The 12,475-nt window shown below is 66.2% G+C and carries 12 protein-coding genes; 6 read left to right on the forward strand and 6 right to left on the reverse strand.

Going from position 1 to position 12,475, the window contains the following annotated elements; genetic code table 11:
- A partial coding sequence (locus Q8O35_RS02275) for a methyl-accepting chemotaxis protein (RefSeq protein ID WP_305570143.1) occupies window positions 1-597 on the forward strand: 597 nt, incomplete at its 5' end.
- A 110-nt stretch (window positions 598-707) separates the two neighbouring features.
- On the opposite strand, the gene tpx is transcribed toward Q8O35_RS02275, so the two are convergent.
- The 5 genes from tpx to Q8O35_RS02300 form a co-directional block, all read right to left on the reverse strand.
- Window positions 708-1,226: a thiol peroxidase gene (gene tpx / locus Q8O35_RS02280; RefSeq protein WP_305570145.1), complete on the reverse strand. Its 519-nt coding sequence runs from the start codon at window positions 1,224-1,226 to the stop codon at window positions 708-710.
- Between the two features lie 131 nt (window positions 1,227-1,357).
- Window positions 1,358-2,188, reverse strand: a complete 831-nt coding sequence (gene mutM, locus Q8O35_RS02285; protein ID WP_305570148.1) for a bifunctional DNA-formamidopyrimidine glycosylase/DNA-(apurinic or apyrimidinic site) lyase — start codon at window positions 2,186-2,188, stop codon at window positions 1,358-1,360.
- Window positions 2,189-2,190: 2 nt separating this feature from the next.
- Entirely contained in the window at window positions 2,191-3,501 is a 1,311-nt protein-coding gene (locus tag Q8O35_RS02290; RefSeq protein WP_305570150.1) for a ChaN family lipoprotein, read from the reverse strand.
- Between the two features lie 29 nt (window positions 3,502-3,530).
- Complete coding sequence (locus Q8O35_RS02295; RefSeq protein WP_305570152.1) at window positions 3,531-4,796, reverse strand: phenylacetate--CoA ligase family protein; 1,266 nt, start codon at window positions 4,794-4,796, stop codon at window positions 3,531-3,533.
- A gap of 144 nt (window positions 4,797-4,940) precedes the next feature.
- Complete coding sequence (locus Q8O35_RS02300) at window positions 4,941-5,750, reverse strand: undecaprenyl-diphosphate phosphatase (RefSeq protein ID WP_305570154.1); 810 nt, start codon at window positions 5,748-5,750, stop codon at window positions 4,941-4,943.
- Window positions 5,751-6,114: 364 nt separating this feature from the next.
- Here Q8O35_RS02300 and Q8O35_RS02305 point away from each other — a divergent pair, with 364 nt between their 5' ends.
- The 5 genes from Q8O35_RS02305 (at window position 6,115) to Q8O35_RS02325 (ending at window position 11,136) form a co-directional block, all read left to right on the forward strand.
- Window positions 6,115-6,510, forward strand: coding sequence for a DnaJ family domain-containing protein (locus Q8O35_RS02305; protein WP_305570156.1), 396 nt, complete (start codon window positions 6,115-6,117; stop codon window positions 6,508-6,510).
- 11 nt (window positions 6,511-6,521) lie between these two features.
- Complete coding sequence (locus Q8O35_RS02310) at window positions 6,522-6,719, forward strand: DUF1737 domain-containing protein (RefSeq protein ID WP_305570158.1); 198 nt, start codon at window positions 6,522-6,524, stop codon at window positions 6,717-6,719.
- A gap of 2 nt (window positions 6,720-6,721) precedes the next feature.
- Window positions 6,722-7,114, forward strand: a complete 393-nt coding sequence (locus Q8O35_RS02315; RefSeq protein ID WP_305570160.1) for a hypothetical protein — start codon at window positions 6,722-6,724, stop codon at window positions 7,112-7,114.
- A 134-nt stretch (window positions 7,115-7,248) separates the two neighbouring features.
- The gene (locus Q8O35_RS02320) at window positions 7,249-10,434 is read left to right on the forward strand and encodes a tetratricopeptide repeat protein (protein WP_305570162.1); all 3,186 of its coding nucleotides are present in this window, start codon (window positions 7,249-7,251) and stop codon (window positions 10,432-10,434) included.
- A gap of 63 nt (window positions 10,435-10,497) precedes the next feature.
- Window positions 10,498-11,136, forward strand: coding sequence for a trimeric intracellular cation channel family protein (locus Q8O35_RS02325; RefSeq protein WP_305570164.1), 639 nt, complete (start codon window positions 10,498-10,500; stop codon window positions 11,134-11,136).
- 10 nt (window positions 11,137-11,146) lie between these two features.
- Here the strand turns inward: Q8O35_RS02325 and Q8O35_RS02330 are convergent, their stop codons facing one another.
- Window positions 11,147-12,463 carry a 4Fe-4S binding protein gene (locus Q8O35_RS02330; protein WP_305570166.1) on the reverse strand — a complete coding sequence of 439 codons (1,317 nt, stop codon included), beginning with the start codon at window positions 12,461-12,463 and terminating at the stop codon, window positions 11,147-11,149.
- Window positions 12,464-12,475 lie beyond the last annotated feature (12 nt).

The following is a 12,475-nucleotide window of genomic DNA, read 5'->3' on the forward strand; positions in this document are numbered from 1 at the left end:
GGCATCAACACCATGCAGAGCGTGTCCATGTCCCTCAAGGAGGACATGGGCCAGTTGGGCAAGCAGGCCGAGGGCATCGGCCAGATCATGAACGTCATTTCCGACATCGCCGACCAGACCAACCTGCTGGCCCTCAACGCCGCCATCGAGGCCGCGCGCGCAGGCGACGCCGGACGCGGCTTCGCCGTTGTGGCCGACGAGGTGCGCAAGCTGGCCGAGAAGACCATGAACGCCACCCGCGAGGTGGGCGACGCCATCCGGGGCATTCAGGAAGGGGCGCGCAAGAACATGGACAACGTGGACCGCGCCGTCCACACGGTGGAGGAAGCCACCAAGCTGGCCAACACCAGCGGCGAGGCCCTGCACGAAATCGTGTCGCTGGTGGATACGGCCACGGACCAGGTGCGCTCCATCGCCACGGCCAGCGAAGAGCAGTCGGCCACATCCGAAGAAATCAACCGCAGCATTGAAGACATCAACCGCATCTCCGGCGAAACAGCCGACGCCATGCGCCAGTCGGCGCAGGCCGTGGGCGAGCTGGCGAACCAGACCCAGAGCCTGCGCACGCTCATCGAGCGCATGAAGACCGGCGGTTAGCGGCCCCAAAAAAGACAAGAAAAGGCCGGGTGCGAGAGCGCCCGGCCTTTTCATGTGCTGAGAATACGCCCCGCCCCTCTTCGAATGAGGCGCGCCGGGCAACTGCGGCGCTAGCCTGCAGCCTGGGAAAGCGCGGTGAGGACGCCTGCGTAGAAGGGCTCGTCGGCGATCTCCTTCACGAGTTCCGAGTAGGTGACCATGCCGTTCTTGTCCACCACGAACACGGCGCGAGCCAACAGGCGCAGCTCCTTGATGAGCACGCCGTAGTTCTGGCCGAAAGCGGCCTCGCGATGGTCGGAAAGGGTCTCCACCTTGTCGATGCCCATGGCCCCGCACCAGCGTTTCTGGGCAAAGGGCAGGTCCATGCTGATGGTGAGGATTCGCACTCCGGCGCCCAACTTGGCGGCCTCGGCGTTGAAGCGCCGGGTCTCCACCGCGCACACGGGGGTGTCCAGCGACGGCACGCTGACCAAAGCCAAGGCCATGCCAGCGTAGTCGGACAGGGTGACGGTTCCCATGTCGTTGTTGACCAGGGTGAAGTCCGGGGCCTTCTGGCCCACGACGATTTCCGGCCCCAAAAGGGTCAGCGGGTTGCCACGCATGGTGACGCTGCCGGGTCTTTCTTGCATGTCGTTCCTCCAATTTGTCTGGGGGGGATGAATTAAATTCACCATACGCCGGGCTGAGCCGAAAGGGAAGAGGCCAGCCCCGGCGAGCCAAAGACTGCGTAGTTCGCTGGACAGGGATCAGCCCAACCGCTTCATTCCAACACAGCGTGAGGGGGCTGGCACCTGGGGCAAAAAGTGCTGGTGCGCCCAGCCACCCGCATGGCCTGCATGGTTTGCCCGCACACCAGGCAAGGCTGGCCGCCGCGGCCATAGGCGCGAAAATGATTCTGGAAAGCTCCGGCATCGCCCTTGGCGTCGCGGTAATCGCGGATGGAGCTGCCGTTTTCGGCAATGGCCTGGGCGAGCACAACCTGCACGGCGGCGAAAAGCATGTCGCGCCGCCTTGGCGAGATGCCGCCCGCCGGCGCATCGGGCCGGATGCCTGCCCGGAACAGGCATTCGTCGGCGTAGATGTTGCCGATGCCCGCCACCACGTGCTGGTCAAGCAGCAGCGCCTTTATCCGCGCCCGGCCCTGGCCCAGACGGAAACGAAATTCTGACGCGGTCATGGTCAGCGGCTCCGGCCCCAGGCTGGCGTAAAAGGGCCAGTTCTCGATACCCTGCGCCGCAAAGGCGTGCATGGACCCGAAACGCCGCACATCGGAAAAACCCAGGCGCACCCCGCCCGAAAGCTCCAGCACCGCGCGAGCGCGGTCCGGCTCCTGGCCGGGGCCATAGGCCATCACGCGTCCGGTCATGCGCAGGTGCACGGCGATGACGCCCTGGTCGTGCAGGCGCAGCAAAAGCAGCTTGCCGCGTCGGCCAACAGCCTCAATCCGCCGCCCGGCGACCAGCGCCGCAAAGCTCTGCTGATCCGGGTGCAGGGCCGAGGGGTCCGGGGCCGCGACGCCCAGGATGTCCCGGCCCACCACGTCCGGGGCCAGGGTGCGGGCGATGGTTTCGACTTCAGGCAGTTCAGGCATGATTACGGCTTTTGTTCAGGCACAGGCTGGTCGGGCTTGGGCTGCCGCTGGTCCGACTGCTGCTGCCCCGGCTGGCCCAAGGGCCCCAGGTCCAAGGTGTAGCAGGCCGCGCCCCGCCGGATGCCCAGCACCAGGCTCTTCTTCTCGCGGAAGGCGTCGCTGCCCGCAAGATGCAGGCCGTTCAGGGAATTCATGCGGTACCCGCCCGCCCGCTCCACCAGATCTCCGGGGCGCAGGCCCGCCGCCTCGGCGCGGCTGCCGCGCCGGACCTCGGCGACCACCACCAGGGAGTCCTCGCCGTTGGGCCTGCTCTCAAGCACCATGCCCATGCGGCTCTCAAAGCTGATGGGGCAGTATACGCGCACCTGGGCGTCATCCGGGTCCAGATCGTCGCCGCGCCAGGGCGAAACCAGCAGGATCGAGGCGCCGGGGTCCAGCACCTTGATGCGCCGCGCGATGCCCAGGCCGCCCTCCACATGGGCCGTGCCAGCAAGCACCGCCACCTGCCGTCCCGTGGAAGCGCGCAAGGCGACGGCCCGCTCGGCCATGGCCGAGTCCCACACGCTCTGGATGAGCAGGAAGCGCTCGCGCTGCCTGGGGTCGTCCATGCTGCGCGCCTTCCCCTTGGCAGGGGGGTGGCTGCTCATGACCTCGTTCAAAAAGGCCAACTGCTCCGGCGCGGGCTCGATGATCTGCTTCGGGAGCCACTGGCGGTCCTCCGCGGACAGGGAACCCACGGGGTCGTCGGAGGTGGCGTTGTTCATGGCTGCGGCGGAGAGCCTGCGGATGACGTCCGGGGGCACGTTCAAGCCCGCCGCAGGCAGCTTCCACTCCCGCAGGGCCAGAAACACAGGCAGATAACGGCCAAAGGGATGGCCCCAGGTCTTGCCCCAGTCCAGGCGCGCCTCCAGGTCCTCTGGGCGAATGTTGCCCGCCACAAAGTCCTGGAGCACTGTGCTGTTCTTGGCCGGGACCATCTCAAAGCCCACGGCGGGGCCCTTTCCCTGGTGGGAAAGAAGCGTCAGCACCCGGCGCTCGGCCTCGTGGTCGCAGGCGTTGCCATGGGACTCGCCGATGAGCACGTACGCGGCATCGCGGCTTTTGGCCATGAAGGCTTCCGGCGTCAGACGGTCGCCCGCGTCGGTGAGCATTTCGCCCGGGGCGGGCAGGAAGCTCACGGCCATGGGCTCGTTCATGGGCGCTGGGCGCGCGCAGGCGGTGAGCAGAATCAGCAACAGGGCGGCGAAAAGGGCCGCGCCCCGGCCTCTGCTGTGTGCAGCGGCCAGGGCGCGGGAAGATGTCGGGGAAGGCATGGGTGCTCCCATATGTTCAGGGCGCGGGACTAATCCCAGGAGCGCTTGTCCTCAATGGGCCGAATCTGCGGGGGCAGGGTTCCGGGGGCCAGGATCTTGAGCACAGGGCGCAGCTTGATCTTCTCGCGGAAGGTGTGCAGCAGCTCGTCCTCGCGCTTGAAGGCGCCGGACTCCACAGACAGCACCATCTCGTCGATGCCGCCGGGGTTGGTGACCTCGATCTGCCAGCGCTTGATCTCCTCGAAGCGGGCCATGACCTGCTCCACCTGGTGCGGGTACACGAACATGCCCTTGATGCGGGCGGTGGTGTCCACGCGGCCCACGATGTTGCCCAGGCGCGGGCTGGTGCGGCCGCACTGACAGGGCGCGCGGTCGATGTAGCCGAGGTCGCCCGTGGCCAGGCGGATGAGCGGGTAGGTCTTGTTGAAGGCTGTAACCACGATCTCGCCCACTTCGCCGTCCTTCAGCGGAATGCCGGTGTCCGGATGGCAGATCTCGACAAAGGCGCGGTTGGACAGGTGCAGGCCGCACTTGTGGAAGCACTCGTAGCCGATGCAGCCCACGTCCGCCGTGCCGTAGCCCTGGCGCATGACGCAGTCGAGCTTCTTCTCAAGGGTGGTGCGCATCTTCTCGGAGAACTTTTCGCCCGTCACGAAGGCCACTTCCAGGAAGAGGTCCTTGCGCAGGGAAAGCCCGCTCTCCTCGGCCTTCTGGGCCAGGTGCAGCAGGTAGCTGGGCGTGCCGATGTAGCCGGTGACGCGCAGCTTCTGCATGATCTCAAGCTGGGAGCTGGTGTTGCCTGGGCCAGCGGGGATCACCGCGCAGCCGAGGTTCTTCAGGGGCTCCTCAAACATCAGGCCAGCCGGGGCCATGTGGTACGGCAGGGTGATCTGGGCCACATCGCCGGGGCGGAAGCCCACGGAATAGAAGCCTTCGGTCCAGCCCCAGTAGTCGTCCATGCGGTCCTCAGGATCAAAAATCGGACCCGGGGACAGAAACACGCGGCGCAGTTCGCCAAGATCCTTGGTGAGCAGGCCGCCCAGACGCGGGCCCATGCTCTGCAGGAAGATGAGTTCCTTTTTCTTCAGGATGGGCACATGTTTGAGATCGGCAAGCGCCTTGAACTTGTCCACATTGAACTGGGCGCGGTCAAAACGCTTTTTGACGTCCTCGGAATAGCGGTAGGCGTAGGACAAGAGGTCCTTGAGCTGCAGCTGATAATATTGGCGGCGCTCGGAATCGTCGAGCACCTCGCGACGGCTGTAAATGCCCTCGGTGCGGTCCTTGCGGGTCATGTACGGAGTCCTCCTGAAAAAATAACATGAAAAAACGGGGCGCTATTCGGCCAATAGCGCAGCATAACGTATTGCGAGCGCAATTTCAAGTCATGGTGGGAAGGCCCGGAGTCCGGGCGCTGGCGAGGCTGCGCAACTTCCGGTCTATGCTGGCCAGAAGAACCAGATGAGCGGCGCGCATGCCAGGCGATACAGGGCGAAAGGGCGGAGCGTCATGCGCGAAACAAGCCCGATGAAGCCCTTCACCGCAGCCCAGCCCGCAATGAACGACACCACGAACCCGATGGCCAGGAAGGACAGGTCGTCTGCCTCGAAGAGCCGCCAGTTCTTGAGCAGATCGTAACCCACCGCGGCGCACATGACCGGCACTGCGGCCAGAAAGGAGTATTCGGCGGCGGTCTTGCGGTCCACATTCAGGAGCATGCCGCCCATGATGGTGGCCCCGGAGCGCGAGAAACCCGGCCACAGCGACAGGCACTGGAAACAGCCGATGCCCAGCGCCAGGCCGGGATTCAGGGAGTCCAGCCCGCCCACCTTGCGCACGCGGCTCTGGCGCGCGGCCCGCGCCTCGACGACGAACATCATCAGCGCGCCGACCACAAAGGCCAGGGCCACAGTGCGCGGCCCGAAAAGATGGGTCTTGATGGCGTGATGGACCAGAAAGCCGAGGATCAGAGCGGGCAGCGAGGTCAAGAACAACAGAAGAATGCCGCGCGGACCGGAGAAGGTCCGGGCCGGGTCGGAGCGAAGCAGGCCCATAAAGCGGTCGCGGTAGAGCACAACCACGGAGAGGATGGCTCCAAGCTGGATGGCGACCTCAAAGGTCTGGGCCTTAGGCCCGGTGAGGTCGAGCATGTGCCCGGCGAGGATGAGATGCCCGGTGCTGGACACAGGCAGAAATTCGGTGAGCCCCTCAACGAGGCCCATGAGGACAGCTACATACCATGGCGCCATGTTTAGCTGGGCTCCTTGTGCGGATTATGTTGTGCCGGAAACGACAAAAGAGTCGTGCGCCGTTGCCGGTTCACCCGGCTGGCTCCGGTCCGTTTCTGGGCTTGGACATCGGGGCTCTTTATTACGGCGCACTTTTCGTTGTGTGGATCTCTTTCGAGATCAGGGGCGGCTCAATCCGCCAGATTTTGCGAGCTTTGCACACTGGCTGCTACCTCCCTCCTGCCGCTTGTTGTATCAACTGGGGCTTGCGCCCCTTGTGATGAGAATATAAGCACTGCGCGCACTGTGTAAAGAGTTGTCCGCGCCGATTTTTGGAGGGCTCCCAAATATTGACTTTCGGCCCCAGCCGTCGCACCATCGCGCCATGAGTCTGTCGCTGGCCTTCATCGAGAGAATCGCCGAGGAGCGCATCAGAACGGCTCAGGAGAACGGCGAATTCGACGACCTCCCAGGTCGGGGCAAGCCCCTTGACCTGAACGACGACGCCCATGTTCCGCCAGAACTCAAAATGGCCTGGCGCGTGCTTAAAAACGCTGGCTGCCTGCCCCCGGAACTGGAGGCCCAGCGCGAGATCAACAGCGCCATCGAGCTTTTGTCCGCCATGACCGACGAGGCCGAGCGCTACCGCCAGATGCAGCGCCTGAACCTCATGATCACCCGGCTCAACGAGTCGCGCCGTCGCCCGGTGTTTCTGGAGGCGGAGCAGGACTACTACAACAAGATCGTTGCCCGGACGCCCGTGCGCAAAACACCCATCTGAAGAGGACGCCCATGAAGCTTTACCGCTACCTCACCGGCCCGGACGACGCCAATTTCTGCCTGCGCGTAAGCGAGGCCCTGAACAACGGCTGGGAACTCCACGGCGGCCCAACCCTCGCCTTCGACGGCCAGCGGATCATCGCCGGGCAGGCCGTGGTGAAGGAAGCGCCGGGTCAGTTCAGCCGCGACATCGACCTTTCCCAATTCTAGCCATGCCGCTAGCCCGTATTCTCCTGGTTCTGTCGATGGTTCTGGCCCTTGTGGGCTGCAAGGGCCAGTCCTCGGCTCAAGACGCCGAGATCAAAACCCTGCGCGAGCGCGTGGAACGCCTGGAGCGCGAGACCGCTGAGGATCGCGCCCGCCTGGCGGAGGATGTGGACGCCCTGCGCGCCTCACTTGATGAGGCCAACCAGCGCCTTGCCGCCATGGACAGCGGCGCGCCCCCGGCCCCACCGGCGCAACCGGGCAAGTCGCCCCGCGCGGCGCTGCGCGAATCCCTGCGCGATGTCATGGAGATGTCGCGCCAGGCTCTGGACCGCCTGAACCAGAGCCTGGACAAGTCCCTGGAGCGGCCCAAGGCCCAAGAGCCTGCGCCCTCGAAATAGCCGCCGCAACGGAGAAACGTCCCGCAACCACAACGCGCAAGGTTGTGGACGAAAGCGCTCCCCTTGGGGCATAGTCTCCGCTGGCCGCCGCCAGTCCATCGACAGCCTTGGCGAGCCCACCCTAAGGAGAATCCATGCGCGCCCGCGTGTCCGCCCTTTTCGCCATCCTCGCACCGGCCTTGACGCTGGCCCTTTGCCTCTGTCTCATGACTCCGGCTCCGGCCCGGGCCGACTCGCCCTACGTGCAAGGCCTTGAACTATACCGGCAAGGCAAATACCAGGAAGCCCTTAATGTCCTGCGTGCAACCCTGCCCAAGCATACGCCGCAGACCATGCCCCAGCAGCCCATGGGCCAGCCGCCCGCGACCCCGCCGCCGCCTGCGCCAGAAGGGCCGGATGCCCCCCACGTGCGCGCGGTGCTGGGTTTCGCCCTGCTGCGCATGAATCAGCTGCCCGAGGCCGAAGAAGAATTTTCCCTGGTGCGCAACGATCCGGCCATGGAGAGCGTCGGTTTGCTGGGCTCAGGCTGGACCCTCTACGCCCGCGGCAAGACCTCCGCCGCAGTGAGCACGCTGAACGAGGCCCTGGCTAAGGCCGCGCCCACGGCGGCCCTTCCGGACATGCTGCGCGAATCCGTGCCTGCCGACGCGCGCCTGGCTCTGGGGCTCATCGCCCTGGGACGCGGCCAGACCCCTGAGGCTTTGAAGCAGCTGGAGGCCGCAACCCAGGGGCCCAACGTCCTGGGCTCGCCCAAGGAACTGTTCGTCGCCCTGGGCGACGCCCGCGCCCTGCTGGCCGACCCGAGAGGCGCCATGTCCGCCTGGGCCGAGGTGCCCCGCAAGAACTCGCGCTTCCCGGGAGATGCTCCCCGCGACGAGCTTGCCCGCCTCAAAACCGCCCGTCTGCACGAAACCGGCGGCAACGCCAGTGAAGCCTTGTCACTGTATGCCTCTCTTGCAGGAGGACAACACTACCGGGCCGAGGCCCTGCTGGGGCAGGCCCGCACCCTGCTCGGCCTGGGACGCCCGGCGGATGCCCTGCCCATCCTGCGCCGCCTGGTGAGCCTGGATCCGAACATGGCCGCACCCTTGGGCCGTCAGATACAGGCCGATCCGCAACTTCGCCCGGTGTTCAAGGACTGGGGCCTGTCGTTCTTTCACCAAGCAGACTACATGGAGGCCCTGTCCAAACTGTCCTCCTATCTGGACGACGTGGATCCGCAGGACAGCGCAAGCCACCTGGGCATGGGCTGGAGCTTCCTGCGCCTGGGCCATTTGAACCGCGCCTGGGATTCCTTCAGCGACGCCGCCCGGCTCAAGCCAATGTCGACCGACCCCCTGGTGGGAATGGCCGCCACGGCAATGGCCATGGGCCGCCCGGACCAGGCGCGCGAGTTTCTCGCCCGCGCCCTGGCCGCAGACCCATCCAACGCCCTGGGCCTGAACACCCTGGGGCACCTGGAGCTCTCCCAGGGCAACACCCAGAAAGCGCTGGACAACTTCCGCGCAGCCCTTAAAGCAAGGCCCGACTACGTGGACAGCCGCCTCTCCGCTGCGCGCATCCTCTATGACCGCGCCGAATACGACGCGGCGGCAGCCGAATACTTCCGTCTGGTGACCCAGGAGAAACGCTCCACCACGGGCTGGAACGGGCTGGGCTGGGCGCGCCTGCGCCTGGGCCAACACGCAGACGCCATGGCGGCCTTTGCCGAGGCGCGCCGCCAGAACCCCTCGCTCCCCGCAGCGGCGTACGGCATGGGCATAACCCTGGCGCGCCAGGGCAACGCCGAACAGGCCAGCCAGCGCCTTGCTGAAGCCATCTTCCTCAACCCGGACTTCGCCGCCACCCCGGAAGTGCTGGAGCTCATGCGCTCGCGCCCGGAATACACGGAACTGTTTCTGGAAATGGGCGAGGCATACGCACGCAAGCTCTACCCCACCACTGCGGCCCCGTACCTGGAAGAATACCTGCGCCAGAACCCCAATAGCCGTCCGGGCCGCCGCGCCCTGGCCTGGGCCAGCTTCTGGGCCGGGCAGGAGGACAAGGCCCACGCCCTGTTCCAGACCCTCATCACCGTAAACAAGGACGACGCAGACGCTCACCTGGGCGACGGCCTGGCCCTGCTTTCCCGCGGGCACCTGGATCTGGCCGAGCCGCACCTGCGCGACGCCGTGCGCCTGGACCCCAAGAACTCCCTGGCCTGGCGCGCCCTTGTGCTGATGCTCACCCGCCAGGGACGCGACAAGGAAGCCGTCGCCGCCCAGCAGCAGTCCCCAAAGTCGCGCCTTGAGCGCCTGGACCGCATGAGCACCAGCGGCTTTGCGGCGCTCAGCGAAGGCCGCATCCGCGATGCCGTGCGCGACTTCCGCCGCGCCGTGACCCTGGACCCCGGCCTGGCTGCGCCGCGCTACGGCCTGGCCTTTGCCCTGATGGCCCAGGGAGAGCACGAGCAGGCCCGCGCGGAACTGCTGTCCGGCCTGAACCTCGACCCCGCCTACCTCGACGACCAGGAACTTTCGCAGCTCCTGGCCCAGCACACGGAACTGAGCGCCCTGGCCCAGGATCTGAGCTGGAGCCAGCTCTACGCCATGAACCTGCCCGCCGCCCGCGCCGGGTTCGAGCGCATCCTCGCCACCAACCCCGGCAGCATGGAGGCCCTGTTCGGCCTCGGAGCCACTGCCTATTTCCAGGCCGACTGGGCCCTGGCCGAAGCCTGCTTCGACAAGATCCTTCCCCGGGCGCCGCTCACCGGCTCCTCCTGGGACAAGTGGTGCCACCTCATGGATAAGCTTGGCTGGAGCGCCTATCACCAGCAGAAGTACGACAAGTCCTTGCACGCCTTTGACTGGCTGCGCACCTACAACCCGGAAAAGCCCTTCGCCTCGGCCCTGGGCGGCATGGGCTGGGCGCTCATGGGCAAGGGCCAGACCCAGCAGGCCCAGACCCTGTTCCTGCGATCGCTCAACGTCTTTCCGCGCAACCTGACGGCCATGCAGGGCATGACGGCCTTGAAAAAGGCCCCGGAAACCGACGACGGGGACATGGACGACGAGCCGGAACCGCCGGTGAAACCCAAGCGCAAAAGCAAATCCGCCAAGGTCTCCAAGGCTGAACGGGCTGACAGGGATGACGCCGCAGCCAAGCCTGCCAAGTCCAAGAAGAGCAAAAAGGACAAGGCCGACAAGCCTGAAGCAGGCACAAAAGCCACGAAGTCCAGCAAGAAGGACAAGGCCGAAAAGGAGCCCAAGGCAACCAAGAAGGCCAAGGCCGCGAACGACGAGACTCCGGTGAAGAAGAAGGCCAAGAAGCAGGAAGAATAAAGCGGGAAGGCGCGCCCGGTCGACATCAGTGGCCGCGGTGCGCGAAGGCGGGCGTCACAATCCATGGCATTCGACTTCTCAACCCAGACGCTTTACGCCGCCTCCCTCGTGGGCGGGGCGGCCTTCGCCCTGTCCGGCTTCCTTACCGGGGTGCGCAAGGGCCTCGACCTCATGGGCGTGTTCGTCCTGTCCTTCCTCACCGCCAATGGCGGCGGCGCCATCCGCGACATCCTCATCGGACGCCCCGTGACCCTGGTGCGCGATGCCGAGCCCTTCCTCATCACCGGAGCCGTGGTGCTTCTGGCCATGCTGCTCAAGCTGCACAAACTGCCGCAACTGGAGCAGCGCTGGAGTTTCGTGGTCAGCGACGCGGTGGGGCTGGCGGCCTTCGGCCTTTCCGGCGCAGTCATCGGCATCCAGGCCCAGGCGCAATTCTTCGGCGTCCTGGCCCTCTCGTTCCTCACCGCCACTGGCGGCGGCATGCTGCGCGACGTGCTCGTCAACGAGGTGCCAGAGGTCCTTCACGGCGGATTCTACGGCAGCGTGGCCCTGCTCCTGGGCGCAGCCGTCTATGCGCTCCACGCTGCGCAGATCCTCAGCGCCTTCTCGCTGTTGGCCGTCTTTGCCGCAGCCCTGGCTCTTCGCCTCGTGGCCTATCGCCGCAAGTGGCGCCTGCCCAAACCCGTCCAGCCGCAGCCGTAGCCCTGCCGGATCATATCCGCGCCACGCCCAAAAACACCGCGTGCAGCGCAGCCACGAGGGTCAAAAACGCTGCTCGCGCAGTGGCGGAGGAAAGACCGGGGAAGCGGTAGTGCATGGCGTCGTGCGGGCAGGCCCCAACGCAGTCGCCGCAAAGGGTGCAGGAAAGGCCCGGCTTCCCGGCCTCAATCTGAAGGGGCGTCAAAGCCGAATAGCGGCAGGCCCGCGCACAGGAGCCGCAACGGGTGCAGGCGTCCAGGCTGATGCCCATGCGCCAGGGCATGAACCGTCCCAGCAGGTTGCCCGCAAGGCCGATGGGGCAGAACGCCGTGCAGTGGGCCATGGTCCCCATGCGCCGCGATGCCAGGAGCATCACCCCCACGCCCAGCAGGCCAAACCCAGCCGCCAGCCACACAGCGACCAGCACCGGCGCGCCCAGCAGCCGCAGGGCCAGCGCACCGCCGCAGGCCAGCGCCAGCGCAGTCAGCCTCCCGCCGATGGACCAACGCTGCGAAAGCGCGTGCGGAGGCTTTGGCCCCAGGCGCGAGCACGCGTCGTCCCAGGCCCCGATGTAGCACAGATGGCTACACCAGGCCGGTCCCACAAGCAGCACCGTGGACGCGAACAGGATGGGCATGAACAACCCGCCGCCGCGAAAGATCGGCCCAGCGGCGATGAGCGCAGGCACAGGCAAGTGCAGACGGCCAGTCATGAGCAGGTCGGTGAACCCTGCCAGCCCCAGGGCCAGTTGGCCGAAGAACAGCGCGGAGAACAGCGCCCAGATGCGCGGCCTCAAACGCTTGTGCTCCTGCGGATCAAGAATGCGGCCAGCAAGCCACCCCGCGTATGCGGCAAGCAAAAGCACCTCCAGCCAGCCGGAGCCGGGCAGGAAGCGGTCAGCCAGGAGCACGGGCGCGCTGGCCTTGCTCCTGGCCAGGACCAGCAACCCTGCGCTGAGCAAAAACGCCATGGCTTGCGGGATCTCAACCTCGCGGCCTCGATGAAACAAGGCTTGGGCGCGAGCGCCCAGCAGCCACAGGCCGGAGGCCAGAGTCACGCCGCACACGGCGGAAAGGATCAGAGCAAGCCGCAGCCACGGTTCGCCCAGGGCCTGGCGCAGCTGCACAAAGTCCAGCCCGGTGGAAACCCACTGGGCGGCTCCCAAAAGCAGCACGGCGGCGGCCACCAGCCGCACCGCCCCAAGCCGCGTCACGTACGCCAGCGGCAACGCCGCCAGCCCGGCGCACAGGGCCCAGTCCCCCCGACGCAGGGCATGGGCGGCCAGAAGAACATGAGCCAGCACGGCCAGGGTGAGCATGAACGGCGTCATTGGCGGTTCCTT

It is taken from the genome of Humidesulfovibrio sp., assembly GCF_030689645.1.
Lineage (GTDB): Bacteria > Desulfobacterota > Desulfovibrionia > Desulfovibrionales > Desulfovibrionaceae > Humidesulfovibrio.